Genomic DNA, 26,461 nt, shown 5'->3' with positions numbered 1-26,461 from the left:
GCTGTGGAACCCGGGACGCGCTATCACGGTGATCAGGCCGTGGCGCCCGGCATGCTCGACTTCGCGGTGAACGTCCGCGGTGCCGGCCCGCCGCAATGGCTGGCCGACCGGCTCGCGGCCCGGCTGGCCGATCTGGGTAGCTACCCGACCTCCTCCGACGTGGACGGCGCGCACGCGGCCGTGGCGGCCCGGCACGGGCGTGACCTCGACGAAGTGGCTCTGCTGGCGGGCGGCGCTGAGGGGTTCGCGCTGCTCCCGCAGCTGCGACCCCGCCTGGCGGCGCTGATCGCGCCGTCGTTCACCGAGCCCGAAGCAGTGTTCGACAGCGCGGGGGTGCCCGTCGCCCAGGTGGTGCTGGAGGCACCGTTTCGGCTGTCGAACGCGTCGGTGCCGTCCGACGCCGATCTGGTGGTTGTGGGCAATCCCACCAATCCGACCGGGGTGCTGCACCGCCGCGACGAGATTCTGGCGCTGCGGGCCCCCGGACGCCTCGTCGTCGTCGACGAGGCCTTTGCCGACGCGGTGCCCGGCGAACCGGAGTCCCTGTCCGGCCGGTCACTGCCCGACGTCGTGGTGCTGCGCAGCCTGACCAAGACCTGGTCGCTGGCCGGGCTGCGGGTCGGCTACGCGCTGGGCGCGCCGGAGGTGTTGGCGCGGCTGACCGCCCAACGGCCACACTGGCCGCTGGGCACGCTGCAGCTGGAGGCGTTGACGGCGTGCAGCGAGCCGGCCGCGGTCGCCGAGGCCGAGGCCGGCGCGCGACGGCTGGCGGAACTGCGCACCGAGATGGCGGCGGGTCTGACGGCCGCCGGCTTTCCGGTGGCCGACGGCGTCGCACCCTTTGTCCTGTTCTCGGTGCCGGACGCCGACCTGGCCCGGAAACATTTGGCGGAGAAGGGGATTGCGGTGCGCCGCTGCGACACGTTCTTCGGGCTGCCCGACGGCTACCTGCGTGCGGCGGTCCGTCCCGAGTGGCCCGTCTTGGTCGAGGCATTACAGGAGGTGCTCTGGTGAGTGTGCCCTTGCGTGACGTCATCGCCGCGCTGGACCGCGCGTATCCGCCGGCGCTGGCGCACAGCTGGGACTCGGTGGGCCTGGTCTGCGGCGACCCGGCTGAAGACGTGGAGTCGGTGACCGTCGCGGTCGACGCCACCGCGGCCGTCGCGGCGTCGGTGCCCGATGGCGGACTGCTGCTGGCGCACCACCCGCTGCTGCTGCGCGGGGTCGACACCGTGGCCGCCGACACCGGCAAGGGCGCGCTGATCCACTCGCTGATCCGCCGCGGCGCGGCGCTGTTCAGCGCGCACACCAACGCCGATGCCGCCGCACCCGGGGTGTCGGACGCGTTGGCCGAGGCGTTGGGACTGCAGGTCGACGGCGTGCTCGACCCTGCTGAATCGCGTGCTGACCTGGACAAATGGGTTGTCTTCGTGCCCCATGCGAACGCCGATGCGGTCCGGGACGCGATGTTCGCCGCCGGTGGCGGCCAGATCGGCGACTACTCGCACTGCAGCTGGATGACGATGGGTGTCGGCCAGTTCCTGCCGCACGAGGGCGCGACGCCGACCATCGGCATGGTCGGTGCCATCGAGCAGGTGGCCGAGGACCGGGTCGAGGTGATCGCCCCGTCCCGGCTGCGGCGTGCGGTGCTGACGGCGATGCGCGCGGCGCATCCCTACGAGGAACCGGCCTTCGACGTGCTCACCCTGGCGCCGCTGCCGTCGGACGTCGGGGTCGGGCGCATCTGCTCGCTGCCCGAGCCGGAACCGTTGTCGGCCTTCGCTTCCCGCGTCGCCCGCGGTCTGCCCGCGACATCGTGGGGGGTGCGGGCGTCAGGCGATCCGGACGCGCTGGTGTCCCGGGTCGCGGTCTGCGGGGGAGCGGGCGATTCGCTGCTCGGCGCGGTGACCCGGTCGGGCGTCGACGTCTACGTGACCTCCGATCTGCGCCATCATCCGGCCGACGAGCACCGTCGCGCGTCGGACGTGGCGCTGGTCGATGTGGCGCATTGGGCGAGTGAATTTCCGTGGTGCGAGCAGGCCGCCGGGGTCTTGCGTGCACAATTCGGTGATGCGTTGCCGGTGCGGGTCAGCCAGATCCGTACCGACCCCTGGAACGTCGAGATAACCTGCTGAGAGACGTGAACATGAAAGCTGAAGTGTCGCAACAACGTTTGTTGCTCGAGGTGGCCGAAGTGGACGCCGCGCTGACCCGCCTGACGCACCGGTCGACGCACCTGGTCGAGCAGCAGCGCTTCGACGCAGTGCAGGCCGAGCACCGCGAAGCCAACGACCGGCTGGCGGCACTGAGCATCGCCGTCGAGGATCTGGACGCTCAGATCGCCAAGTTCGAGTCCGAGATCGACGCGGTCCGCCAGCGTGAGACCCGTGATGAGCAGCTGATGGACAGTGGTTCGGTCGGGGCCAAGCAGGTGGCCGAACTGCAGCACGAGCTGGAGACGCTGCAGCGCCGGCAGGCCGCGCTCGAGGAGCAGCAGCTGGAGATCATGCAACGTCGTGAAGAGCTGCAGGGCGAGCAGGCCGAGGAGCTGGCGCTGATCGACGCACTGCAGAGTGATCTGACCACGGCGCAGGTCGAGCGCGACAACGCACTCGTGTCCATCGACGAGGCCCGTCAGGTGGCAGGTGACCGCCGCGTGGCACTGCTGGGCTCGGTGGCGCCGGAACTGGCCGAGATGTACGAAAAGCAGCGCAAGCTGGGCGGCCCTGGTGCCGGGCTGCTGCAGGGGGCCCGCTGCGGTGCGTGCCGCATCGATCTGGATCGTGGTGAGCTGTCCCGGATTTCGGCGGCCGCCGACGACGATGTATTGCGCTGCCCCGAGTGTGGGGTGATTCTGGTGCGGGTCAAGGACTTCCGCGCTGGGGCTAGTGATTTGTGAGTGCAGGGTCTGTGAGAGTTCTGGTCGAGGCCGACGGCGGGTCGCGCGGTAATCCGGGACCCGCGGGCTATGGCGCCGTGGTGTTTTCGGCCAACCGCGCCGAGGTGCTGGCCGAGCGTAGCGACTCCATCGGCGTGGCGACCAACAATGTCGCCGAATACCGGGGCCTGATCGCCGGCCTGGAGGCCGCGGCCGCCCTGGACGCCGATGACGTTGCGGTGTCGATGGATTCGAAGCTGGTGGTCGAGCAGATGTCCGGCCGCTGGCAGGTCAAGCATCCGGACCTGATCCCGTTGAACCGGGAGGCGGCCGCGTTGGCCAGGCGATTCGGGCAGGTGAGCTACACGTGGATTCCGCGGGCGCAGAACTCACACGCTGACCGGCTGGCCAACGAGGCCATGGACGCGGCGGCGGCTCCGGCTGCATCGGTTCCCGAGCCGAAAGCCGCTGCGGTGCAACCATCCCCGCCGGGTTGGACCGGCGCCGTGGGGGCGCCGACCCGGTTCCTGCTGCTGCGGCACGGACAGACCGAGCTGTCGGTGCACCGCCGCTATTCGGGCCGGGGTAACCCGCCGCTGACCGAGTTGGGTCGTCAGCAGGCCGCAGCGGCCGCCGCGTATGTCGGTGGTATCGAAGGAATCTCGGCCGTGATTAGCTCGCCGTTGCAACGGGCGCTGGACACCGCGAAGGCGGCCGCCGATGCGCTCGGGCTGCATGTCACCGTGGACGATGACCTGATCGAAACCGACTTCGGCGATTGGGAAGGCCTGACGTTCGGTGAAGCGGCCAAACGGGATCCGGAGCTGCACGGTCGCTGGCTGGGGGACACCAGTGTCGCGCCACCGGGCGGCGAGAGCTTCGATACGGTGACGCACCGGATCCGCCGGGCCCGCAACCGGATCATCGCCGAGCACGGCGCCACGACGGTACTGGTGGTCTCGCACGTGACGCCCATCAAGACGATCCTGCGGCAGGCCCTCGATGCCGGGCCCGGCATCCTGTACCGGCTTCATCTGGACCTGGCGTCGCTGAGCATCGCCGAGTTCTTCGGCGACGGCGGCTCGGCGGTGCGACTGGTCAACCAGACCGCCTATCTGTAGACGCTCCCTCTACACAACACTGGGGTTTGCTGATTCACAGGTTTGTTGCGTCAGGACAGAGCGGGACGGGTAGTTCTCGTTTTTTCGTCGGTTGCGGACATAGTCCCAAAGCTGTCGCCCGCGCAGAATCTGCGTAGCAACATTCCGAACGGCTGTTGAACGCGATTTGACCGCAGCTGGGCAGAGCTGCCGCCGCTGCCGACCCGTTTGGCCATGGACGTCATGGAACTTGTTGGCATCAGTCATGATTCGACCTCAAGGCAGGGGAGTGAATGGCCACGCTCATCGCCGGGCACGCTGAGATGACGACAGGCGCGGACCATCTGCATTCGCTGGGTCGCAATCTTCGTGGTCCCGGCGCGTACCGCGAGCTGGATCGTCAACTCGATTGCTTCCGGCGCCGCCTCGAACGGCAGCGCACGGCCGGCAGTGCGACCGAGGAACTGTTGGCTGGGGTCCAGCGGCTCCGGCGGGAGCTGAACGGTCGCGTGGTCGCTCCTGGTGCCGGACGTCTGAACGCCCTTCGTCAGGCCGTCGATTCGCTGCGTGGCACTTCGTCGCGGGAGGCGATCAAGACCGCGATGACGCTGTTGTGCCGGGACTTCGGATTCACCCGGGTGATGGTGTCCACAGTTCGCGAGCACGACTGGCTGCCACAGCATCTGCATGGCCGCGGCGCGACGTCTGGTTTCTTCCACGGGTTCTCGGTGGGCGTGCCCGTCCGGTTCGAGGATTCCGAAGCGGAGGCCGCCATGATCCACGGGCGGCACGGCGTTGTCGTATCCCGCCCGACCGCGTCGGCACGGCAGGACTACCTCGCGGCGCCGATCACCGTCGGTGGTGTGGCGATCGGGATGCTGCACGCCGATTTCCCGGAAGCCGGCGATACCACGGTGATGGATCAGTTCGATCTGCTCGAAGCGTTCGCCGAGTGCCTGGCAGTGGTGTACGAGCGGGCCGCACTTGAGGAAAAGGTACTGCAGCAGCGCATCGAGGTCGACAGGCTGTGCGCCACAATGGATCAACTCATGACACCGTCGGTGTCGGGAGGGGCTGAGGCGTCGCATGCGGGTGACTGCGACCGGATTGCCCAGCCCCCGAGCGATCCCGCCATAGTGCCCGAACTGACCCCGCGTGAACGGGAGGTCATGTCCTACGTGGCGACCGGTGCCACCAACCGCGACATCGCGCGGTGTCTGTTGATTTCCGAGGGCACGGTGAAGTCGCACCTCAAACGCATTGCCGAGAAGTTCAACACCACCAACCGGGCGGCGGCGCTGGCGATGTACCTGGCGATGGACGCCGGCGTGGGGAGCGGACGGCCACGATGACGCGCCGTGCAATGGTGACCAGGCTCAATCAGATCGACGGACACCTGCGTAGCGTGCTCAACCTGCCGAGGCCGACCAAGGCGACCACCCTCGAACAAGCCATCGCCAACTCTGCGGCGACGACCGAGGAGGTGCTCTTCGGAGATGACGGCGAAGGCATCGCCCTCATGCCCGCCGTGGCGCAGCGGCTCCTGATGGCCTCCCTGCAGGCGCAGGTCGAGGCCCGACTGATCAGCGGTGACGACTCCGGCGCGACGGCGCGGTCGGTGATCGACAGCATCCGGCGGTTGAAAGCGGCCCCGTCGGTGCAGGCGCTCGAGCGTCAGGTGTGCACCGAGCTGTGCCACACCATCGGGTTCAGTAGTGCGGTGCTGTCGTCGATAGCGCCCGACAAGTTCATTCCCGTCACATCGCACGGCACGCGCGGCACCGGAAAACCGGTGCCGCGCAGCGCCTGTATCGCTGAACAAGACTGCGTCAGGTTCCGGCGGATCGTGTACGCCGGCGGCGACGTGCCGGCCACCGAGGGCTTCTGCGACGTGCTCAGTGCCGCCGACTATCTGGTCGCGCCCATCGTCGTCGAGTCGAAAGTGGTGGCGCTGGTTCACATGTCGCGGGCCAGGGGCGCCATCGCCGAGGGCGACATCGACACGCTGGGACTGCTGCTGTCGGTGTATTCGTTCGTCTACGAGCGATTGCTGAATTCCCAACGGGTGGAACAACTTCGGATCTCGATCATCGGAGCCGCCGCCCGGCTGGCGGAGGAAGCCGACCGCATTGCGGGAACGGCCGTCAGCCTCGACGCCGGCGGCGACGATGACGCGTTCGAGGCGGACGCGGCCGTCGACGCGTTCACCGCGGCATTGTCCAACCGCGAGCGTGACGTGTTCGCCAGGATGGTGCTGGGCGACTCCAACGCGGAGATCGCCGATGAGCTCGTCGTTTCGGTGGAAACCGTCAAGACGCACGTCAAGCGGATCCTGCGAAAGATCGGCGCCGCCAATCGGTTGGAAGCCATCACCCTCTATATGGACGCGCAATCCGGATTCGGTGAACAGGCGCAATAGTCCCGCGCCAATCTCTGTGGTGGTAATTCTTCGGCCTGTCGCGAATTTTGCCGATGCCGTGAATTGAGTCGTGCGCAAAATGGTCATTCTGTCGCGGATTCAGCTATTTCCTGATATGGATTATTTGTGGTGCCATCGCGGAATTCTGATTCCGGCGCGCATGATGTGGCACAGGACACACCTGTCCCCCCGATGGGGGGTACCTCACAGGACTAGATCCCTCCATCTGGAGGTGTCGGCCGATGACCTGCATTGATAGCGTCTCCACTCATGTTGGCCGCAGCGATCGCTTATCGACCATATGTATTGGATTACGCGCCATGGTTGGAAAGCGCAGGCGATAAATGGTAGCGATTGCTCGCACTGCGGCTAAGCCGGTCACCTCATTGGGTGGCTTCTTTGCCATGACTTTCGACACCTTTGTACAAATGTTCCAGCCGCCGTTCGCGTGGCACGAATATGTGATGCAGACATGGTTCGTCGCGCGGGTTTCGGTGCTGCCCGCCTTGCTGCTGACAATGCCGTTCGCGGTGCTGCTGACATTCACCTTCAACATTCTGCTGACCGAATTCGGCGCGGCCGATTTCTCGGGCACCGGCGCTGCGATCGGCACGGTGAACCAGATCGGCCCGATCGTCACGGTGCTGGTCGTGTCGGGGGCGGGCGCCACGGCAATGTGCGCCGATCTCGGGGCGCGGACCATCCGCGAGGAACTCGACGCGCTGCGGGTGATGGGCATCAACCCCATCCGGTCCCTGGTCGTGCCCCGCGTGCTGGCCGCGACGACGGTGGCATTGGCCCTGTCCGCCACAGTGATTCTCGTGGGTCTGATCGGCGCGTTCCTGTTCTGCGTGGCGGTGCAGCACGTCTCGGCGGGCGCGTTCGTCGGCGGGCTGGACCTGCTCACCGGCCCCGGGGACATCATCGTCGCGTTGATCAAAGCGACCTTGTTCGGCATGGCGGCCGGCCTGATCGCCTGCTACAAGGGCACTTCCGTCAAAGGCGGCCCGGCAGGCGTGGGCAACGCGGTGAACGAAACCGTGGTGTTCACCTTCATGGTGCTGTTCGCCATCAACGTCATCGTGACTGCGGTCGCGATCCAATACACGGTGTCGTGAGGTGAATCGATGACTGTCGACGTCCCCAGCCGCATGCACCCGCGGCTCGACAAGCTGAACAAGACCGTGGTCAATCGCTGGAACAGGTTGGGCGAAGAGGCCGCGTTCTACGTGAAGACCATCACCGCGATTCCGGACGCGGTGATGAATTACCGCGCCGAGCTGCTTCGGCTCATCGCCGCAACGGGATTGGGCACGGGCGCGCTCGTCGTCGTCGGTGGCACCGTCGCGATCGTCGGCTTCTTGACGATGACCACCGGTGCCCTCGTGGCGATCCAGGGCTACAACCAGTTCTCATCCGTCGGCTTCGAGGCCCTCACCGGCTTCGCGTCGGCGTTCCTCAACGTCCGGATGATCGTGCCGGCGACCACCGCGGTGGCGCTGTCGGCCACGATCGGGGCCGGTGCCACCGCGCAGATCGGCGCCATGCGCATCAACGAGGAGATCGACGCGCTCGAGGTCATCGGTATCCGCAGCATCACCTATCTCGCCTCGACGCGGGTGCTGGCGGCGGTGGTCGTGGTGATCCCGTTGTACTGCGTGGCGGTGATGATGGCGTTCTTCGCCGCGCGGATGGGCACCACCACCATCTACGGGCAGGGCGCCGGCGTGTACGACCACTACTTCAACACGTTCCTCAACCCGACCGACCTGATGTGGTCGTTCGCGCAATGCGTGGCCATGACGGTCGTGATCATGCTGGTGCACACCTACTTCGGGTTCAACGCCTCCGGCGGTCCGGCCGGGGTCGGTGAGGCGGTCGGCGGTGCGGTGCGCTTGTCCATGGTGATCGCGGCCATCGAGATCGTCTTCATCTCACTGGCCATCTACGGCCAGACCGGCAACTTCAACATGGCGGGTTAGCGGGTGGAAACACGCAAGGGAGATCGACGGATCCCGAACTCATGGTGGGCACTGGCGCTGGTCGTGTTCACGGCAATGTTCATGGTGGTGACCGTGGTCATCTTCACCGGCGCGGCGAAGTCCTACGTGCCGGTGACGGTGATGGCCGACCGCGCGGGACTGGTGCTGGAGAACAACGCGAAGGTGAAGATGCGCGGCGTGCTGGTGGGGCGCGTCAGCCAGATCGACGTGAACAAGTCGGGGGCGACCCTGCAACTCAAGCTCGATCCGGACCAGGTGAAGTACATTCCCGCCAACGTCGGCGCCCAGGTGAGTGTGACGACGGCGTTCGGCGCCAAGTTCGTGGATCTGGTGTATCCGCAGACACCCAGTAGCGCTCGCATTGCCGACGGCACTGTGTTGCATGCGGTCCACACGACAACAGAGGTCGACACGGTCTTCGAGAACATCGTGAATCTGTTGGACATGGTCGATCCGGCGAAACTGAACTCGGTGTTGAGCGCCGTCGCCGACGGCGTCCGCGGCCAGGGCGAGCGAATGGGCCAGGCCACAACGGATCTCAACGAGGTGCTGACCGCACTCAACGCTCGCTCGGACAAGATCAAGGACGACTGGCGGTCGTTCAAACAGTTCAACGACACCTATGGCCAGGCCGCGGACAACATCGTGAAGATCTTGAATGCCGCCAGCACCACCAGCGTCACGGTCACGAACAAGTCCAAGTCGCTCGACAGCCTGCTGATGAACGTCATCGGATTCTCCGAGGCCGGCACCGACTTGCTGGGGCCGAGCAAGGACAACTTCGTCGACGCGATCAACACCTTGGAACCCACGACGAACCTCTTGCTGAAGTACAGCCCGGGATACACCTGCTGGCTGGAAGGCACCAAGAAGTTCCTCGACTCGGGTGCCTGGGGAGTGTTCGGAGGCGACGACGGTCGGTCTCTGATCCTCGACGCGACGCTGCTGCCGGGCAAGAATCCGTACGTCTTCCCCGACAACCTGCCGATCAACGGGGCGAAGGGCGGACCGGGCGGAAAGCCGGGTTGCGGTTCGCTGCCCGACATCGCCAAGAACTTCCCGGTGCGACAACTGATCGCCAACACCGGGTGGGGCACCGGGCTCGATATCAGGCCCAACCCCGGCATCGGGAGCCCGTGCTACGCCCAGTGGTTCCAGACCACCCGTGCCGTGCCGGAAGCGCCCAGCGTTCGGCAGTGCCTGCCCGGTCCTGCTCCCGGTCCGATCCCGTACCCCGGGGCGCCGCCCTACGGCGCGGCGCTGTACGGACCCGGCGGGGTGCCGCTGTGGCCGGGCGTGCCGCCCGCGGCGCCCAATCCCGCTGACGCGCAACCACAATCGGCTCCCGGGCCCGCGGCGGAGGTCCCGCCGGCGGTAGACGCGCCTGCGTTGCCGGCCGAGGTGGGCGGGAACTGACCATGACGATCAACCAACGACCGAGACAGGAGGAGTGCCGTGGAGAGTCTTAAAGGCACGATGGTGCGTCTGGCCATCTTCCTGACGGTGTGTGCGCTCGGCACGGTGGCTCTCTGGGCCGTCTTCGCCGATCTACGATTCGAGAAGGGCCGCAACTACTTCGCCACGTTCGCCAACGTCTCGAACATGAAGAAGGACAGCCACGTTCGCATCGCGGGTGTGGAAGTCGGCCAGGTTCAGGGCGTGAAGATCAACCGCGACTCGACGGTGACGGTGGAATTCAGTGCGGACAGTTCCGTCGTGCTGACGGAGGGCACCCGTGCGGTGATTCGGTACGACAACGTGGTCGGCGATCGGTTCCTGGCGCTGGAGGAAGGCGCCGGCGGTACCAAGAAGCTCAACGCGGGCGACACGATTCCCGTCAGCCGCACCCAGCCTGCGCTCGACCTCGATGCCGTCATCGGTGGGTTCCGTCCGCTGTTCTCCGCCCTTAGCCCCGACAAGATCAACGATCTGAGCGGACAGCTGATCCAGGCGCTGCAGGGGCAGGGCCCGTCGATCGGGTCGTTCCTGGCGCAGGCCGCAGTCGTCACCAACACGTTGGCCGACCGCGATCAGTTGATCGGAGAGGTCGTCGTCAATTTGAACTCGGTCCTCACCGCTTTCGGTGGCAAGAGCGACAAGCTCGACAAGGCCGTGGTCTCGTTGTCGGAGCTGGTTGACCGTCTGGCACAACGTAAGACGGACATCTCGAACGCGGTTGCCTACACCGACGCGGCCGCGAACTCGATCGCCGGCTTGCTGACCGAGGCCAGGCCTCCGTTGGCCAAGACCGTCCACGAAGTGGACCGGGTCGCGGGCCTCGTGGTGGCTGACCACGAGTACTTCGACAACTTCCTCAACACCCTGCCCGACAAGTACCGCGCGCTGTCCAGGCAGGGCATCTACGGCGACTTCTTCAGCTTCTATCTGTGCGATGCGGTGCTCAAGCTCAACGGCAAAGGCGGACAACCGATGTACGTCAAGGTCGCCAGCCAGACCACGGGACGGTGCACGCCCAGATGAAACCTTTTGCCGAGCGAAGTCATTTCGCCCTGGGCGCCATAGGCATCGGCGCCGTGGTGCTTGTCGCCACGGTCGCGCTCCTGTTCCAGAAGATTCCGTTTGTCAGCGGCACGACCACGTACTCGGGCTATTTCGAAGACGCCAGTGGCCTGCATACCGGTGCGCCCGTGGATATTTCGGGATTCCCGGCGGGTCGGGTCGCCAGCATCGACCTCGACGGTCCCAGGGTGCTGGTGAAGTTCAGCATCGACGACAACGTGCACCTCGGGGAGCGCACCGAGGCCGCGATCAAGACCAAGGGCATCCTGGGCAGCAAGATGCTCGAGGTCCTGCCCAAGGGCGATGGGGACCTCACCGGCACCATCCCGCTGGAACGGACAACGTCGGCCTATCAGCTCCCCGATGCCCTGGGCGACGTGACCACCGCCATCAGCGGGCTGGACACGCATCAGCTGTCGGATTCGTTGGCCACCGTCTCGGAGGCTTTCGCCAATACCGCACCGGACCTGAAGGAAGCGGTGAACGGCATCGCGCGGTTCTCCAAGACGCTCAACGACCGCGATGCGCAACTGCGCACCCTGCTCGAAAATGCGTCGAAGGCGACGACGGTGCTGGCCAAGCGCAGCGACCAGGTGGTGGGCTTGGTGCGGAACACCAATGCGCTACTGGTGCAACTGCGTTCGCAGAGCGCCGCGGTCAGCCAGCTGTGGAACAGTCTGTCGTCGGTCTCGCAGCAACTCAAGGGATTGATCGCCGAGAACCGGGCCCAATTGCGGCCGGCACTGGACAAACTCAACGGAGTGCTGGCGATTGTCGACAACCGCAAGGAACGTCTGACGCAGGCGATGAAGGGCCTCAGCCAATACGCCATGGCGTTGGGTGATGCGGTCGGTTCGGGCCCGTTCTTCAAGGCGTACATCGTCAACCTGCTGCCCGGTCAGTTCGTGCAGCCGTTCGTCGATGCCGCGTTCTCGGACCTCGGGGTGGACCCGAACACGAAACTGCCGTCGCAGCTTCAGGATCCGCAGACCGGGCAGCCGGGCACCCCGCCGTTGCCGGTGCCGTTCCCGCGGACCGGTCAAGGCGGCGAGCCGCATATGACCATCCCCGACGCCATCACCGGTAAGCCCGGCGACGCCAATTGCGGCCCCCAGCTGCCCGGTCCCGGTTGCTACCCGTACCGCGAACCGTTACCGGCACCGCCTCCCGGTGGGCCGCCACCAGGACCACCGGCGCTGGCGCCCGGTCAGACAGCCATGCCGGAACCACCGAAGGCACCGCCAGTGAATGTGTCGGACCCGGTTGAAATCCCCAGGGCAGGAGGACAGCAATGAGCAAGCTGCCCACGCGCGCGCTCATCGTGGCAGCCGTGGTGGCCCTGGTTCTCGGCGGCGGCTACTTCGCGCTGCAGGCGTTCGACCGCATGTCACACACCGAGGTCGTCGGCTACTTCGACAACAGCAATCAGCTGTTCGCCGGCGACGACGTGATGATCCAAGGGGTGCCCGTCGGCAAGGTCGAGAAGATCGAACCGGAGCCGCAGCGGGTGAAGGTCACCTTCTGGTTCGCCGACAAGTACAAGGTGCCGGCCGACGCGAAGGCTGTCATCCTGTCGCCACAGTTGGTGACCGGCAGGGCAATTCAGCTGATTCCCCCGTACCGGGGCGGGCAGACCATGCACGGCGGCGCCGTCATCCCGCAGAACCGGACGGCCGTTCCGGTGGAATGGGATCAGGTTCGGTCCCAGCTGCAACGGCTCGCCGATCTGCTCAAGCCAGACCAGCCGGGTGGGGTGAGCACTCTCGGCGGGTTCATCAACACCGCGGCCGACAACCTGCGGGGGCAGGGCGCCAGCATCAGGGAGTCGGTGATCAAGCTGTCGCAGGCGGTCTCGATCCTCGGCGACCACAGCAATGACTTGTTCACGACGTTCAAGAATCTGTCGACCTTGGTGTCGGCGCTTCAGGACAGCACCGGACTGCTGGAGCGGCTGAACGGCAACCTCGCCGAGGTGTCCGGACTGCTCGCCGACGATCCGACCAAGATCGGTCGGGCGTTGAACGATATGGGTTCGGTCGCCGACGATCTGCGGACCTTCGTCGCGGACAACAAGGAAGCCGCCGGAACGGCGTCGGACAAGCTGGCCTCGATCAGCACCGCGATCGTTGGCAGCCTCGATGACATCAAGCAGGTATTGCACGTGGCGCCAACGGCATTGGCCGATCTCAACAACATCTACGAGCCGGCGGTCGGCTCGCTGACCGGCATCCTGGCGGTCAACAACTTCGCCAACCCCGTCAGCTTCATCTGCGGTGCGATCCAGGCCGCGTCCCGCCTCGGCGCAGACCAGTCCGCGAAGCTGTGCGCGCAGTACCTGGCACCGATCGTCAAGAACCGCCAATACAACTTCCCGCCGCTGGGCGAGAACCTGTTTGTCGGCACCCAGGCCAGGCCCAACGAAGTCACCTACAGCGAGGACTGGATGCGGCCCGACTACGTGCCACCGTCCCGGCCGGCAGCAGCTCCGGTAGCGCAACAGGCGGCTCCCGCGCCCGAGCCACCGGCAGCCCCGACAGTGACCACCGACGCCAACGCCGGGTTGGCCGGGATGATGACGCCAACAGCTGGAGGTGGGTCATGAGCCGCCGCTTACGCTCTGCGGCCGGCTGCGCCCTGGCCGCTCTGACGTTGCTTGCTTCGGCCGGCTGCTCGGGGTGGCGCGGCGCGAACAGCCTGCCGCTGCCGGGCACCGAAGGCGGGGGACCCGGGGCGTTCGAAGTCCAGGCCCAGATGACGGACGTCACCAACCTGCAAGAGAATTCGCGGGTCCGGGTCGCCGACGTCACCGTCGGCACGGTCACCAAGATCGAGCGGCAGGATTGGCACGCGCTGGTCACCATGAAACTCAACGGCGATGTGAACGCGCCCGCCAACTCGACCATCAAGCTCGGTCTGACGAGTCTGCTCGGCACTCTCCACATCGAGCTCGGGCCGCCCAAGGATGGCCGGCCGCAAGGAAAGCTGCACCAGGGGTCGGTCATTCCGCTCGCGAGCAGCGGCAGTTTCCCGTCGGTGGAACAGACGCTGTCGGCGGTCTCGATGGTGCTCAACGGTGGCGGCATCGGCAACGTCCAGGACATCACGGAGGCCTTCAGTACGGCGTTCCACGGGCGCGCCGAGGACCTACGCAGCCTTATCAAACAGCTCGACATCTTCACCGCGAACGTCAAGGACCAGACCCCTGACATCATCGCGGCGTCGGAGAGCCTGAACGTCGTCGTCGGCAAGCTCGCCGCGAGCCAGCCGGTCCTGGACAAGGCCATCGACACCATCCCGCAGGCGCTGGCAGTGCTCAATGGTGAGCGCGAGAACCTGGTCACGGCCGCCAACAAGCTGAGCAAGTTCGCGGCGCTCGCGGCAGACACCGTCGACCGGTCAAAAGAGAACGTGATCAAGGAATTACGTGCTCTTGGACCCACGCTCGAACAGCTCGCCAACGCCGGGCCGGCCCTGACGCGGGCACTGAGCTTCATCCCGACGGTGCCGTTCCCGGGCGACACGATCGAGAAGTGGCAGCGCGGTGACTACGCGAACCTCACCGCGATTGTCGACCTCACCCTCAGCCGCATCGATCAGGCGTTCTTCACCGGTACGCGCTGGGAGTGCGACCTGACCGAACTCGAACTGCAGTGGGGCCGCACCATCGGTCAGTTCCCCAGCCCGTGCACCGCGGGCGGGCCGAACAACCCGGGTAATCCGCTGACCATTCCGTACCGCTGGGACCAGGGGCCGTAAATGCACCTAGACAAACGCGTGAGAATTCAGCTCGCGATCTTCGCCGTCATCGCCCTGATCGCGGTGACGATGATGGGCCTCATCTATATGCAGTTGCCCGCCAAGCTGTTCGGCATCGGGCGTTACGTGGTCAAGATGGAGCTGCCCGAGACCGGTGGCCTGTACGCCACCGGCAACGTCACCTACCGCGGCACCGTGGTGGGCCGGGTGCAGTCCGTCGGCCTGACACCGACCGGGGTGCAGGCCGAGCTGTCCCTCAACTCGGGCACCGATATCCCGTCCGATGTGCAGGCCGATGTCCACAGCCAGATGGCGATCGGTGAGCAGTTCGTGTCCCTGACCCCACGCGGCACCGGGTCACGTCCGCTCAAGGACGGCGACGTCATCCCATTGGCACACACTTCGGTACCTCCGGACATCAACACCGTGATCGACTCACTCACCAAGGGCCTCAGCGCGGTACCCAAGGAGAATCTCAAGACGGTCATCGACGAATCGGCCACGGCTGTCGGTGGTTTGGGGTCGGAGTTGTCGCACATCGTCAAGGGCGGCAGTCAGCTGACCATCGATGCGCGGGCGAACCTCGACCCCATGCTCAAGCTGATCGATCAGGTCAAGCCCGTGCTCGACTCGCAGTCCAACACGTCCGGCGCGATTCAGGCGTGGGCGGCGAATCTAGCCACGGTGACCGGTGAGTTGCAGGCGCAGGACAAGGCGGTCGGCACGCTGCTGGACAAGGGTGGGCCGGCGTTCGGCGAGATGGGGCAGTTGTTCAACCGGCTCCGTCCGACACTGCCGATCCTGTTGCAGAATCTGGTGTCCATCAACAAGGTCGCCATCACCTACCAACCGAACCTCGAACAGCTCCTGGTGCTGTTACCTCGCACAACTGAAGCGGCACAAGGCGTTACGCTCGCCAACCGCGACACGAAGCAGGCCTACAAGGGCGCGTATCTGAGCTTCAATCTGAACATCAACCTGCCGCCGCCGTGCACCACCGGATTCCTGCCGGCCCAGCAGATGCGTAACCCCGCACTGGAGGACTATCCCGAGCTACCGGCCGGTGACCTGTACTGCCGGACTCCGCAGGACTCGATGTTCAACGTGCGTGGCGCGAAGAACCTGCCGTGCGAGACGGTGCCCGGCAAGCGCGCGGCCACCGTCAAGCAGTGCGAGAGCAACGAACAGTATGTGCCGCTGAACGACGGCTACAACTGGAAGGGCGATCCCAACGCCACGTGGACCGGGCAGGACGTGCCGCAACTGCGACCCGGTTCGCCGCCGCCGGAGGGCGCGGCCAAACCGCCGCCGGTCGCGGTGGCCGAATACGACCCGGCCAGCGGGACGTATATCGGTCCGGATGGAAAGACTTATACCCAAGCCGATTTGGCCCACACGGCTCCGAAGGAGAAGACATGGCAAAGCATGATGACGCCGCAGCCGGGGAGCTGACGGAAGGCGGTGGGGTCGCCGTACTCGATCCCGATATCGACGACGTCGATGATATCGATGAGGTGGCTGAGGTCGGTGCTGACGAGCTGGCCGATGAGCCCACGAAGCCGAAGTCGGTGCGCAGGCTTGCGGCGGTAGTCGGGTTGGTGCTGGTGGTCGCCCTCGGCGCTCTGGTCGGTTGGTTGGCGGTACGGACGCACCGCGCGACGGCGGTCGACGAGCGGCAGAGCCAGATCGTCCAGGCCGCGCGGCAGGGCGCGCTGAACCTGACGACCATCGACTGGCAGCGGGCCGATGCCGACGTCCAGCGCATCCTCGACAGCGCGACGGGTGAGTTCTACGACGACTTCGCCAAGCGCTCCGCACCTTTCATCAAGGTGGTGAAGGAGGCGAAGTCGACGTCCACCGGCGCGATTACCGAGGCCGGGCTCGAATCGGAGGCGGGCGACTCGGCGCAGGTGCTGGTCGCGGTGGCCGTCAAAACCTCGAATGTCGGTGCGCCGGCGCAGGAACCACGCGAGTGGCGGATGCGGATAGCGGTACAGAAAGTCGGTGATGTGATGAAGGTGTCGAACGTGGAGTTTGTGCCGTGAAGCTGATCAAATCCCGCAGCGGCAACGCCACAGCTGAAAAGTCCATCGACGCAACAGCTTCGGCCGACGAGCTCAACGACGAGGTCGAGGTCGACGCCGCAGAGACCACCGACGCGGCGCCTGCAGCTGAGCGGCGCCGCGTCGGGTGGGCGAGCGTGGCCGTCTACGGGCTGCTGCCGGCGATCGTCCTCGCGCTCGGCGGCGCAGCCGGCTACCTGCAGTGGAAAGACGTGTCCCTGGCCCAGGCCGACACGGCCAAGAAGGATTCCACCAAGGCCGCCACCGATGCCACCATCGCGCTGCTGTCCTACAAGCCCGAGACGGTCGAGAAGGACCTGGAAGCCGCCAAGAAGTACATGACCGGCAACTTCCTGAACTCCTACACCTCACTGACCCACGACGTGGTGATTCCCGGGTCCAGGCAGAAGAAAATCTCGGCCGTCGCGACGGTCCCCGCAGCGGCGTGGACCAAGGCGACCCCGAACCATGCGGTGGTGATGCTGTTCGCGGATCAGACGATGATCATCGGCGAAAGCGCCCCGACCAGCACTGCGTCGAGCGTGCGAGTGACCCTCGACAAGGTCGAGGGCCGTTGGCTCATCTCGCAATTCGATCCGATGTGAGCCACATGCGCAGACGGTGGACTTGTGGGTTACTCGCCGCGGCGGCAGTGAGTGTGCCGGCGGTGTTCGCGCCGGTGTCGCATGCCGACGCGACCGCGTATCTGATCGGCGTGACCGTGCGGCCGGGCTACAACTTTCCGAATGCCGATGCGGCCCTGGGCTATGGCTACGGCATCTGCGACAAGGTGGCGGCCGGGCAGCCGTTCGGCCAGGTGATGGGCGACGTACGAGGCGATTTCGGTACCGACGATGACTACCAGGCGTCGTATTTGATCTCGCAGGCCGTCAACGAACTGTGCCCCGCGCAAATCTGGCAGCTGCGCAAGTCAGCCGCGCACTACCAGTCGCCGCCAGGTGTCCATCCATGAAAATGATTCTCACGCAAAGGATTCCAACATGAGATGCCGGCCGCTGGTGCTGTCTGCGTTGGCTGTCGTGCCCGTAAGTGCCGTGCTATGCATGCCGCTCGCGCACGCCGACAACGGGAACACTCTGATTCCGAACAACAAGCGGCTCAACGATTCCGTCGTGTCCAACGTCTACACCGTGCAGCACCAGGCCGGTTGCACCAACGACGTCGCCGTGAACCCGCAGCTCCAGCAGGCCGCCGAGCGGCAGGCCAAAGACATGATGGCCAACCGGGACCTGGACGGGGACATCGGTTCTGACGGATCCACGCCGCAGATGCGGGCCGAACAGGCGGGGTACCGCGGTGGTCCGGTGGCGCAGACGGTGGCCACCAATCCGGCGCTCGCGATCAGCGGCGTCGAGCTCATCAACCAGTGGTACTACGACCCCGCCATCAAGGCGATCATGGCCAATTGCGCGAACAACCAGATGGGCGTGTGGTCCGAGAACAGTCTGGACCGCACCGTCGTCGTCGCTGTCTACGGCCAGCTGCCCGAGCCGCCGCACCGGTCGGAAAAGGAGGGTGGCGGCAACAACGGCTTCGACCCGAGCCCCGACTACGACGGCAGCGACGAGATCGAGCACTTCTTCACCTGGTTCCCCTGGATCCTCCGCGGGGTGAACCCGCCTCCGGCATATCCGGCGAACTAGGCAGTTCGGCGTGTCGGCTCTCCTGCGACACATTTGATCTGGAGGCGTCAACAGAGCCAGGAAAGCTGACGGCTCCGGGCGCGAGTTGTGTAGAGAGACAGCTCGCGCGCTAGATCTCGCTCGTCGCGCTGGATCTCAGTTGCGTACGTGCAGCTTCTCGCCATGAGGCCCGAAGATCGCGATCGCCTCCACGGGGCCGTCGACAGTGCCGAACCAATGCGGTGTCCAGGTCGAGAACTCCACGGCCTCACCGGGTTTGATGGTGAAGTCGCGCTCTCCCAGCAGTAGCCGCAGGTGCCCCGACAGCACGTAGAGCCACTCCTGGCCGTCGTGTACCGGCAGCTCGGCGGGTGGGGTGCGCCGCCGGGTGCTCACGCGGATCTTGAAGGTGTGCAGACCACCGGCCGGCCCGCCGCGGGTCAGCGGCCAGTAGGTGATCCCGTCGCGGCTGTGTGACGCCCCACGGACCCGCGGATCCTCGGCCTCGGGGGCGCGCATCAGTTCGTCGGTGCTGATCGACAGCGCCGCGGCGAGCCGGGGCAGGTGGTCGAGCGCGAATCGGCGCTTGCCCGACTCCAGGCGGCTCAACGTCGAGATGTCGATATCGGCCGCGCGCGCAACATCTTCCAGCGTCATGCCGCGTTGGGTGCGCAGCTCCCGCAACCGCCGCCGGACCCGCGCTTCGATGTCGTCGTCCTCAGGGTTTGCCTGCATGGCAAATTAGCTTGGCATTTTCGGCACCACCCGGCAAGGTCGGTGTCATGAACAACGAATGGGAATGCGCCATCGTCGGTGGCGGGGCGGCGGGACTGAGCGCCGCATTGGTGCTCGGCCGCGCCCGCCGCCGCACACTGGTCATCGACGCCGGCGAGCAGAGCAACCGTGCGGCACACGGCATCGGGGGACTGCTGGGCCACGACGGGCGGCCGCCGGCCGACCTGTACGCCGACGGACGCCGCGAACTCGCCGAGTATCCGTCCGTGCAGGTCATCGACGGTCAGGTCACCGGCGCGACCGCGCATGACGGCCCCACCTTCCGGCTCGAACTCGCCGACGGCTCCGTGCACCACGCGCAGCGGATACTGCTGGCCGGCGGCATGCACTACGAGACCACCGACATCCCGGGATTGGACGAACACTGGGGCCGCTCGGTCTTCCACTGCCCGTTCTGCCACGGCTGGGAAGCACGCGACCAGGCGTTGGCCGTCCTCGCCGACGGGGACCGGGCAGTGCACATGGCGCTGATGCTGCGGGGCTGGACCGACGACATCGTCGTCGTGACCAACGGCCCCTCCGGCCTGGACGACGACCAATACCGCGCGCTGGCCGCCGTCGGTGTGCGCGTTGACGAGCGCAAGATCATCGAATTCGCCTCGCACGAAGGCGCATTGGCGTCCGTGGTGTTCGCCGACGGTGACGAATTGAAGCGCCAGGGCGTGCTGGTCGCCAGCGCGCTGCGGCAGCGTACCGACCTGGCGGCGCAACTCGGCGTGCGGATCGCGCCGCCCGGCCCGGTCGTCGTCGACGCGGTGATGGTCGACCAGATCAACCGCACCTCGGTTCCCGGCGTCTTCGCCGCGGGCGACGTGTGCGCGCAGATGCCCCAGGTGGCGGCGGCCATCGCCGCCGGTTCCGCAGCTGCCGCTGCCATCGTGCAGAGTCTGCTGCACGACCAGTTCGGCCTCCCCGTCATGCCATGGCCCGTCTTCGATCAGCAGGAGGAATCCGATGTCCGCAACTGAAACACCGCAGGAACACTGGGAAGGCCGGTATGCCGAGAAGCCGCAGATGTGGAGCGGACGGGTCAACGCCCATCTCGCGACGATCGCCGGCGGCTTGACCCCGGGCCGCGCTCTCGACCTGGGATGCGGGGAAGGCGCCGACGCAGTCTGGCTGGCCACCGCGGGCTGGCAGGTGGTGGCGGTCGACATCGCCACCAATGCCCTCGATCGGGCCCGCGCCGCGGCCGTGGACAGGGGAGTGGCCGAGCGCATCGACTTCCAGCACCACGATCTGTCCCACAGTTTCCCGGCGGGCAGCTTCGATCTGGTGTCGGCGCAGTTCCTGCATTCCACGGTTCATCTGGAGCGCCGGCAAATACTGCAGCAAGCGTCGGCTGCTGTCGCGCCGGGCGGCACACTGCTGATCGTCGACCACGGCGAGCCGCCGCCCTGGGCCTCGAAACACATCCATGACCACCGCTTTCAGTCCGCCGACGAGGTCGTCGCCGAGCTCGGTCTGGCAGACGAAGGCTGGCACACCGAACACGTCGGTACGCTGGAACGCGAGGCAATCAGCCCTGCTGGCGAATCCGCCGTTTTGCGGGACAATCTGATTGTCCTGCGCCGCACGCCCTGATCGGAGGTCACCAGGTGGTCAAGCACCGGCTCGACATGCGGCTGGTTGCCGAGTCGATGCTGCTGGTGACCGCTTGCCTGTGCCTGCTGATGGGCAGCGTCAAGGCGGTCCACCTTCTGACCGACGCCATGGGCAACTCATTGGCCACCTCCGGCGACTGGTCGCTGGGGCCGGCTGCCGCGCTACTGATGTACGGACCGCGGCAGGTGTGGTCCGAGTGGGCCATCACGGTGCCGGTGATCGTGGTCCTCGGCATCGGCCTGGCCCTCGCCCGCACCCGCCGCGACGGGCCGCGATGGCTGAAACAGGTGCTCCTGGCGTATGGCGCGATCGTCGTCCTGGACTCGCTGGTCGCGGCGCTCTGACCAGCTGATATGGTATCGGCGCGGACGAGTTGGCCGGGCGGCCGCGGGACCGAGAGGTTTCGAGGAAAGTCCGGACTTCACAGAGCAGGGTGATTGCTAACGGCAATCCGAGGTGACTCGCGGGACAGTGCCACAGAAAACAGACCGCCGTCGCAAGACGGTAAGGGTGAAACGGTGCGGTAAGAGCGCACCAGCATTCCGGGTGACCGGAGTGGCTAGGTAAACCCCACCCGAAGCAAGGCCAAGAAGGCCGCAACCTGGTTGCGGTTGCGCAGGTGCCCGAGGGCTGCTCGCCCGAGCCTGCGGGTAGGCCGCTCGAGGTACCCGGCGACGGTGTACCCAGATGGATGGTCGCCGCCTCGCCACCAGTGATGGTGGCGGGGAACAGAATCCGGCTTAGAGGCCAGCTCGTCCGCCCCGCTACCTCTTCACTTTGCGCATCGCGCGGGCCAGCGCCTTTAGCGAGGCATCCAATTGCAGCCGGGCGTACTCGGCGACCTCCGCCTCCTGCTGATGCAGGATGCCGTACGTGAAGGTGTCCTCGCCCGCGGCGTGGGCGGCCTCGGCCTGCTGCACCAGATGCCCGCGGCTGACGTAGCTGTCCTGATGATCGCCCAGCAGGGTCTGGATGTCCTTGGCGCAGTCGGCCACCTTCGACTCGCCCATGGCGGCGGCGGTGTAGCGAAGACGCTTGGCGCCCTTGCGGATCCGGTGCAGCGCCTCCTCACTGTCCTCGGCGCCGGCAGCCTCCGCGGCCTCGGCACGCCGCACCGACTTGCGGACCCGGCGATAGGCGCCGCCGACCGTCACCGGCGTCGCTTCCTCGTCGGCGGAGGCAGGCTGGGTGTTGTCGACGACGATCGCATCGAGTGCGTCGAGCAGCCGGAAGTACCGCTCCGAGCGCATGGCCGTCAGCGACCGCCGCAGCCCGGACTGGTAGCGCCGCTGCGAACCGTCGACCAGTCGCTCGTGCACCTGCCCGCGAACCAGCTCCGGTGCGAGCCCCTTCAGTGCTTCTTCGTACCGCTGGGCGAGCACCTCGGCGTCGCGCGCCGTGCCCAGGATCCCGGCCAGCAGCTTCAGCTCCTCAAGCACCCACTCGCGGTCGCCCAGATCGCCCGTCTCCTGCAGCAGGCTGCGGATCTTGCGGATGGTGACCCGCATCTGGTGCACCGAATCGAAGGTGTCGGCACGCACCGCGCGGTCCCAGTCGATCAGTTCGGACACGTGCGCCGCGATGGCGCGGTGCACCTTGTCCGTCGGCTCGGGGGATGGCTCCGGTGCGTCCTCGCCCCGGGCCGCCGCGAGGACCTTGGCCAGCTTCGATCCGTGCCCGGCCGGTTCGGCACCCGCGTCGAAGAGCCGGTTGGCCAGCCGGTCGAGCAGCTCGGCACCCGAGTCGGCGCCCTCTGAGCCGGCACCGACCAGTTCCAGCTCCCACTCGCGCCAGTTCTGCAGCGAGTCGCCCGCCGTGGCGGTCACCCGGTCGTCGCAGAACTCGGCCAGCTCGGTGTCGTCGGGCGCGTGCAGCATGAAGACGGTGCGCTCGGTTTCGATCCGCGCGACGGGCTGCAGCGAGCGGTCGCGAACGATGGCCAACACGATGTCGCGCAGTTCCTCGGGCACGCTCTCGCGCGCCGCGGTGATCGGCAGCCGGACCTCGGTGCGCGCGTCGGCACCGGCGGGCAGCTTCAGGTGCCAGCCCGCGTCGGTGCCGCCGGTGCGGCGGCGCAGGGTGATCTTGTGTGCCGCGAGATCGTGGTTCGGGGTGTCGAAGTACACCGCGTCCAGGTGCGCGACGGGCAGCTGCTCGACCCGGCTGACGGCGGACAAGCCGTCGAACGACGGGGATACCGTGCTGTCGACCACCGCGAACTTGCGTTCAATCTCGGTGTGGCGGGACGGTTTACGCTTGCCAGCGGCCATGTTCACCTTCGTTTGCGACCCGGGACGGGCAGTACCAACGCTGCCATTAGCGTGCCACATCGCAGTGCGCGACCGGCTGCCGATAACGTCTTGACCCGTGACCGAATTCGAGACACTGAAGTTCGCCCAGTCCGGCGCCGTCGTGAATATCGTGCTCGACCGGCCCGAGGCGGCCAACGGCATGAACGACGTCCTCACCCGCGACCTGGCGGTGGCCGCTGCGCTGTGCGATACGCCGGCAGTGAAGGTCGTCACCCTGACCGGTGGTGGCCGATTCTTCTGCGCCGGCGGCGACCTCAAGGCGATGGCCGCCGCCGATGACCCGGGTGTGTTCGTGAAGGGCATGGCCGACGACCTGCATCGCGCCATGTCGACCTTCGCCCGGATGAATGCCGTGCTGATCACCGCCGTCAACGGCGTCGCCGCCGGCGCGGGCTTCCCGCTGGGTGTGTCCGGTGATCTGGTGCTGGCCGCCGAGTCCGCGTCGTTCACGATGGCGTACACCAAGGCCGGCCTGAGCCCGGACGGCGGATCGTCGTACGTGCTGCCGCGGCTGATCGGCCTGCGCCGCACCCAGGAACTGATGATCACCAACCGCGTGCTCACCGCGGCCGAGGCCGCCGACTGGGGCCTGGTCACGCGCGTCGTGCCGGACGCCGAGCTGCCTGCCGCGCTGGACGCCCTGGCGGCCGAGGTCGCCACGCAGGCCGGTGGTTCGAACGCCGCGGTCAAGCAGCTACTGCTGACCACCTACGGCGCCGACTACGAGACCCAGCTCGAGCGCGAAGGCCGGCTCATCGCCAAGTGTGCGTCGTCGGCCGACGGCAAGGAGGGTGTCGGCGCCTTCGTCGGCAAGCGCAAGCCGGAATTCGGCTAGCGGTTTACGCGCGAGCAGACACAAAACTGTCCCTTTTCACGCGAAACGGGACAGTTTTGTGTCTGCTCGCGCAGAAAAACTAGTAGGAGTGTTCGTCGGCGGGGAACACGCTCGATGCCACCTCGGCGGCGTATTGCCGTGCGGCCCGGCCCAATTCGGCCCCGACATCACCGAAGCGCTTGACGAACTTGGCCGTCTTGCCGCTCGTCATACCGGCCATGTCCTGCCACACCAGCACCTGCGCGTCGCAGTTGGCGCCGGCGCCGATGCCGACGGTCGGGATGGTCAGCTTGCCGGTGATCTGGGTGGCCAGCTCGGCCGGCACCATCTCGAGCACCACGGCGATCGCGCCGGCCTCGGCCACCGCGATGGCGTCGTGGATGGTCTGGTCACCGGCATCGCCGCGGCCCTGGACGCGGAAACCGCCCAGCCCGTTGACGCTCTGCGGGGTGAAGCCGATGTGGGCGACGACGGGGACGCCGGCCTGGGTCAGCGCGGCGATCTGCTCGACCATCCGCTCACCGCCCTCCAGCTTGACCGCGTGGGCACCGGTTTCCTTCATGAAGCGGGTCGCCGTGGCGAGCGCCTGCTGCGGGCCGGCCTCATAGCTGCCGAACGGCAGGTCGGCGACCACCAGCGCGTGCGGGGCACCCTTGACGACCGCGCGGGCCAGGGGGATCAGCTCGTCGATGGTGATGGGCAGGGTGGTGTCGTAGCCGTAGACCACGTTGGCCGCGGAATCGCCGACCAGCAGTACCGGAATCTCGGCGTCATCGAAAATACGGGCGGAGGAGTAGTCGTAGGCCGTGAGCATCGCCCACTTGTGGCCTTCGGCCTTCCATTTCGCCAGGTGGTGAGTGCGGACCTTGGTGCGCGGGGTCGTACAGACAGACTCCGGGGCAGCGCCGTAAAGCTGATCAGACATCGTCGTCCTCAAATGTGTTGGTCGGTTCGAACCTCGAGGCCCAAATCGGGTCCCCGGGACGTATGACGGGGTCAAGTCTGCCACCACCAGACCCCGAAGGTGAACGACACGTGAAGTGGAATGCCTCACATTGGTTCAAGACGGCCGCCTACGATCACGCCCATGCCCGGATACCAACGGCTCAGCGGCCTCGACGCCAGCTTCCTCTATCTGGAAACGGCGGTTCAGCCCCTGCACGTGTGCTCGGTGCTGGAACTCGATGCCGCGACCATTCCGGGTGGCTACACGTTCGACAAGATGCGGCAGATGCTCAGCGAGCGCATCGCGGCCATGCCCGAGTTTCGCGAGAAGCTGGCGGACTCGCCGCTGAACCTCGACCACCCCGTATGGGTGGAGGACCCGGATTTCGACATCGACCGGCACCTGCACCGGATCGGGCTGCCGGCCCCGGGCGGTCGTACCGAGCTCGCCGAGATCTGCGGGCACATCGCGGCACTGCAGCTCGACCGCAGCCGCCCGCTGTGGGAGATGTGGGTGATCGAGAACATCGCGGGCACCGACGCTCACAACGGTGGCCGGCTGGCCGTCATGGTCAAGATGCACCACGCGGGAATCGACGGCGTCACCGGCGCCAACCTGATGTCGCAGCTGTGCACCCTCGAACCTGACGCACCGGCGCCCGAGCCTGTCGCGGGCAGCGGCACCGCCTCAGAGCTCGAGATCGCGGTCGGCGGCGCGGTCAAGTACTTCAGCCGCCCGCTCAAGCTGGCCAACGTGCTGCCCTCGACGGCGACCAGCGTCATCGACACCGTCCGCCGCGCCGCCAAGGGCCTGACCATGGCGGCGCCATTCGCCGCGCCGAAGACCGCGTTCAACGTCAACGTCACCGGGCACCGCAATGTGGCGTTCGCCCAGCTGGACCTCGAGGACATCAAGACCGTCAAGAACCACTTCCACGTCAAGGTCAACGACGTGGTACTGGCGTTGGTGTCCGGCGCGCTGCGGCGCTACCTGCTGGAGCAGGACGCGCTGCCGGAGTCCACCCTGGTGGCCATGTGCCCGGTGTCGGTGCACGGGAAATCCGACCGCCCCGGCCGCAACCAGGTATCGGGCATGTTCTCCAAACTGGAGACCACCATCGAGGACCCGGCCGAGCGGCTGCGCGCTATCGCCGACTCGAGCACAGTTGCCAAACAACACAGTTCGGCGATCAGTGCGACGCTGCTGCAGGACTGGTCGCAGTTCGCCGCACCGTCGGTGTTCGGCGCGGCGATGCGGGTGCTCGCGGTGACCAAACTGGCCGAGGCCATGCCGGTGCACAACCTCGTCGTCTCGAACGTGCCCGGTCCGCAGGATCCGCTGTACATGCTGGGCGCCGAGGTCAAGGCGATGTACCCGCTGGGCCCGCTGTTCCACGGCTCCGGGTTGAACATCACCGTGATGTCCCTCAACGGCACGCTGGACGTCGGCCTGATCTCTTGCCCGGAGCTGGTTCCGGACCTGTGGGCCATGGCCGACGAATTCGCCACCGAGTTGGACGAGCTGGTTGCCGCTGCCACCGTATGACGGCGCGCGGCAACGCCCTCATCAGGTCAGACCTGGGCACA

Annotated in this window: 26 protein-coding genes and 1 other RNA gene; 24 read left to right on the top strand and 3 right to left on the bottom strand. The window is 66.6% G+C overall.

Features of this window, described 5'->3' with window-relative positions; all coding sequences use genetic code 11:
- Positions 1-3: 3 nt before the first annotated feature.
- The 18 genes from cobC (at position 4) to TL10_RS16845 (ending at position 18,403) form a co-directional block, all read left to right on the top strand.
- Positions 4-1,014 carry an Rv2231c family histidinol phosphate aminotransferase CobC gene (cobC, locus tag TL10_RS16930; protein WP_082067980.1) on the top strand — a complete coding sequence of 337 codons (1,011 nt, stop codon included), beginning with the start codon at positions 4-6 and terminating at the stop codon, positions 1,012-1,014.
- A complete protein-coding gene (locus TL10_RS16925; RefSeq protein WP_043986503.1) occupies positions 1,011-2,135 on the top strand; it encodes a Nif3-like dinuclear metal center hexameric protein in 1,125 nt (374 codons plus the stop codon). The genes cobC and TL10_RS16925 overlap by 4 nt, the downstream gene beginning before the upstream one ends.
- Before the next feature lie 11 nt (positions 2,136-2,146).
- Positions 2,147-2,899, top strand: a complete 753-nt coding sequence (locus tag TL10_RS16920) for a zinc ribbon domain-containing protein (protein WP_043399786.1) — start codon at positions 2,147-2,149, stop codon at positions 2,897-2,899.
- 11 nt (positions 2,900-2,910) lie between these two features.
- Positions 2,911-3,999, top strand: coding sequence for a bifunctional RNase H/acid phosphatase (locus TL10_RS16915; RefSeq protein WP_043986502.1), 1,089 nt, complete (start codon positions 2,911-2,913; stop codon positions 3,997-3,999).
- A gap of 272 nt (positions 4,000-4,271) precedes the next feature.
- Complete coding sequence (locus TL10_RS16910; RefSeq protein ID WP_052506443.1) at positions 4,272-5,330, top strand: LuxR C-terminal-related transcriptional regulator; 1,059 nt, start codon at positions 4,272-4,274, stop codon at positions 5,328-5,330.
- A complete protein-coding gene (locus TL10_RS16905; RefSeq protein ID WP_043986501.1) occupies positions 5,327-6,397 on the top strand; it encodes a helix-turn-helix transcriptional regulator in 1,071 nt (356 codons plus the stop codon). The genes TL10_RS16910 and TL10_RS16905 overlap by 4 nt, the downstream gene beginning before the upstream one ends.
- 344 nt (positions 6,398-6,741) lie before the next feature.
- Positions 6,742-7,515, top strand: coding sequence for an MlaE family ABC transporter permease (locus tag TL10_RS16900; RefSeq protein WP_043399751.1), 774 nt, complete (start codon positions 6,742-6,744; stop codon positions 7,513-7,515).
- A 9-nt stretch (positions 7,516-7,524) separates the two neighbouring features.
- Entirely contained in the window at positions 7,525-8,379 is an 855-nt protein-coding gene (locus TL10_RS16895) for an ABC transporter permease (protein ID WP_043399748.1), read from the top strand.
- Positions 8,380-8,382: 3 nt separating this feature from the next.
- Entirely contained in the window at positions 8,383-9,816 is a 1,434-nt protein-coding gene (locus tag TL10_RS16890; RefSeq protein ID WP_043399745.1) for an MCE family protein, read from the top strand.
- A gap of 60 nt (positions 9,817-9,876) precedes the next feature.
- Positions 9,877-10,881, top strand: coding sequence for an MCE family protein (locus TL10_RS16885; protein ID WP_043986500.1), 1,005 nt, complete (start codon positions 9,877-9,879; stop codon positions 10,879-10,881).
- Positions 10,878-12,215 carry an MCE family protein gene (locus tag TL10_RS16880; RefSeq protein WP_043986557.1) on the top strand — a complete coding sequence of 446 codons (1,338 nt, stop codon included), beginning with the start codon at positions 10,878-10,880 and terminating at the stop codon, positions 12,213-12,215. Before TL10_RS16885 ends, TL10_RS16880 begins: the two co-directional genes overlap by 4 nt.
- A complete protein-coding gene (locus TL10_RS16875) occupies positions 12,212-13,522 on the top strand; it encodes an MCE family protein (protein ID WP_043399740.1) in 1,311 nt (436 codons plus the stop codon). Before TL10_RS16880 ends, TL10_RS16875 begins: the two co-directional genes overlap by 4 nt.
- Positions 13,519-14,676: an MCE family protein gene (locus tag TL10_RS16870; protein WP_043986499.1), complete on the top strand. Its 1,158-nt coding sequence runs from the start codon at positions 13,519-13,521 to the stop codon at positions 14,674-14,676. Before TL10_RS16875 ends, TL10_RS16870 begins: the two co-directional genes overlap by 4 nt.
- A complete protein-coding gene (locus TL10_RS16865; RefSeq protein ID WP_043986498.1) occupies positions 14,677-16,128 on the top strand; it encodes an MCE family protein in 1,452 nt (483 codons plus the stop codon). It abuts the gene before it with no gap.
- On the top strand, positions 16,092-16,721 hold the full coding sequence (locus TL10_RS16860; protein ID WP_043986497.1) for an Rv1363c family protein: 630 nt from the start codon (positions 16,092-16,094) through the stop codon (positions 16,719-16,721). Before TL10_RS16865 ends, TL10_RS16860 begins: the two co-directional genes overlap by 37 nt.
- Positions 16,718-17,344 (top strand): membrane protein, encoded by a 627-nt coding sequence (locus TL10_RS16855; protein WP_043986496.1) that lies wholly within the window; start codon positions 16,718-16,720, stop codon positions 17,342-17,344. The genes TL10_RS16860 and TL10_RS16855 overlap by 4 nt, the downstream gene beginning before the upstream one ends.
- Before the next feature lie 5 nt (positions 17,345-17,349).
- On the top strand, positions 17,350-17,712 hold the full coding sequence (locus TL10_RS16850; protein ID WP_043986495.1) for a DUF732 domain-containing protein: 363 nt from the start codon (positions 17,350-17,352) through the stop codon (positions 17,710-17,712).
- A gap of 28 nt (positions 17,713-17,740) precedes the next feature.
- Positions 17,741-18,403, top strand: coding sequence for a CAP domain-containing protein (locus tag TL10_RS16845; RefSeq protein ID WP_043986494.1), 663 nt, complete (start codon positions 17,741-17,743; stop codon positions 18,401-18,403).
- Positions 18,404-18,538: 135 nt separating this feature from the next.
- On the opposite strand, the gene TL10_RS16840 is transcribed toward TL10_RS16845, so the two are convergent.
- Complete coding sequence (locus tag TL10_RS16840) at positions 18,539-19,117, bottom strand: helix-turn-helix domain-containing protein (RefSeq protein ID WP_043986493.1); 579 nt, start codon at positions 19,115-19,117, stop codon at positions 18,539-18,541.
- 47 nt (positions 19,118-19,164) lie between these two features.
- Between TL10_RS16840 and TL10_RS16835 the strand changes: the two genes are divergently transcribed.
- The 4 genes from TL10_RS16835 to rnpB all read left to right on the top strand — a co-directional run bounded on the left by TL10_RS16835 (position 19,165) and on the right by rnpB (position 21,541).
- Positions 19,165-20,145 (top strand): NAD(P)/FAD-dependent oxidoreductase, encoded by a 981-nt coding sequence (locus TL10_RS16835; RefSeq protein ID WP_043986492.1) that lies wholly within the window; start codon positions 19,165-19,167, stop codon positions 20,143-20,145.
- Complete coding sequence (locus tag TL10_RS16830) at positions 20,132-20,761, top strand: class I SAM-dependent methyltransferase (protein WP_043399717.1); 630 nt, start codon at positions 20,132-20,134, stop codon at positions 20,759-20,761. Before TL10_RS16835 ends, TL10_RS16830 begins: the two co-directional genes overlap by 14 nt.
- A 14-nt stretch (positions 20,762-20,775) precedes the next feature.
- Positions 20,776-21,126 carry a hypothetical protein gene (locus TL10_RS16825; protein WP_043399714.1) on the top strand — a complete coding sequence of 117 codons (351 nt, stop codon included), beginning with the start codon at positions 20,776-20,778 and terminating at the stop codon, positions 21,124-21,126.
- Between the two features lie 25 nt (positions 21,127-21,151).
- An RNA gene (gene rnpB, locus TL10_RS29700) (RNase P RNA component class A) lies at positions 21,152-21,541 on the top strand.
- Between the two features lie 5 nt (positions 21,542-21,546).
- Here the strand turns inward: rnpB and TL10_RS16820 are convergent.
- On the bottom strand, positions 21,547-23,052 hold the full coding sequence (locus TL10_RS16820; RefSeq protein WP_043986491.1) for a CYTH and CHAD domain-containing protein: 1,506 nt from the start codon (positions 23,050-23,052) through the stop codon (positions 21,547-21,549).
- A 97-nt stretch (positions 23,053-23,149) separates the two neighbouring features.
- On the opposite strand from TL10_RS16820, the gene TL10_RS16815 reads away from it, so the two are divergent.
- Positions 23,150-23,929, top strand: a complete 780-nt coding sequence (locus TL10_RS16815) for an enoyl-CoA hydratase/isomerase family protein (RefSeq protein WP_043399708.1) — start codon at positions 23,150-23,152, stop codon at positions 23,927-23,929.
- A 79-nt stretch (positions 23,930-24,008) separates the two neighbouring features.
- On the opposite strand, the gene panB is transcribed toward TL10_RS16815, so the two are convergent.
- A complete protein-coding gene (gene panB / locus TL10_RS16810) occupies positions 24,009-24,854 on the bottom strand; it encodes a 3-methyl-2-oxobutanoate hydroxymethyltransferase (RefSeq protein WP_043399705.1) in 846 nt (281 codons plus the stop codon).
- A gap of 162 nt (positions 24,855-25,016) precedes the next feature.
- On the opposite strand from panB, the gene TL10_RS16805 reads away from it, so the two are divergent.
- Positions 25,017-26,420 (top strand): WS/DGAT/MGAT family O-acyltransferase, encoded by a 1,404-nt coding sequence (locus TL10_RS16805; RefSeq protein ID WP_043399702.1) that lies wholly within the window; start codon positions 25,017-25,019, stop codon positions 26,418-26,420.
- Positions 26,421-26,461 lie beyond the last annotated feature (41 nt).

The sequence above is a fragment of the Mycolicibacterium llatzerense genome, from assembly GCF_000878195.1.
GTDB lineage: Bacteria > Actinomycetota > Actinomycetes > Mycobacteriales > Mycobacteriaceae > Mycobacterium > Mycobacterium llatzerense.
The sequence above is the reverse complement of the archived record's forward strand: the minus strand, read 5'-3'. Positions and strand labels throughout refer to the sequence as shown.